Genomic DNA, 545 nt, shown 5'->3' with positions numbered 1-545 from the left:
GTCCAGATGAAGACGGGAATGCCGATCAGCAGCAGCCGGGCCTCGGTGCCGACTTCGCGGAGGGTGGGAAGCTTCATCGCGACAACCGCTTCATCATGAAATAGACCAGGGGGAGCACCAGCGGCATCGCGCAGACGATCGAGGCCATCGCGAGACTGAGCTGATCGAGCCGCAGATAACGGATGCCGAGCGTCGACAGCACATGGGTGAGGTCGGCCGGCCCGCCGCCGGTGAGCAGATAGACGCTGTTGAAGTCGCCGAGCGTCCAGATCATCGAGAGCAGCGTGCAGGTGATGTAGAGCGTCTGCATCGACGGCCAGGTGATGTAGCGGAACTTCTGCCACCAGGTGGCGCCGTCGACCTCGGCGGCCTCGAACAGGTCCTGCGAGATCGCCAGCCGCCCGGTGATCAGGATCAGGGTCCAGAACGGCAGCGACTTCCAGATATGCATGCCGATTGCCATCGAGAGCGCGATCGTCGGGTCGTTCAGCCAGTTCGGGCCGTCATCGCCGGTAAGGTTGAAGATCAAATGGTTGACCATGCCC

1 protein-coding gene is annotated in these 545 nt (G+C 62.6%); it reads right to left on the bottom strand.

The window, feature by feature from the left end; all coding sequences use genetic code 11:
• Positions 1-73 precede the first annotated feature (73 nt).
• A partial coding sequence (locus tag NS334_RS17380; protein ID WP_153002849.1) for a carbohydrate ABC transporter permease occupies positions 74-545 on the bottom strand: 472 nt, incomplete at its 5' end.

The organism is Sphingomonas endophytica (assembly GCF_001476895.1).
Lineage (GTDB): Bacteria > Pseudomonadota > Alphaproteobacteria > Sphingomonadales > Sphingomonadaceae > Sphingomonas > Sphingomonas endophytica_A.
Note: the sequence above shows the minus strand (reverse complement) of the source record. Positions and strands in the feature narration are given on the sequence as shown.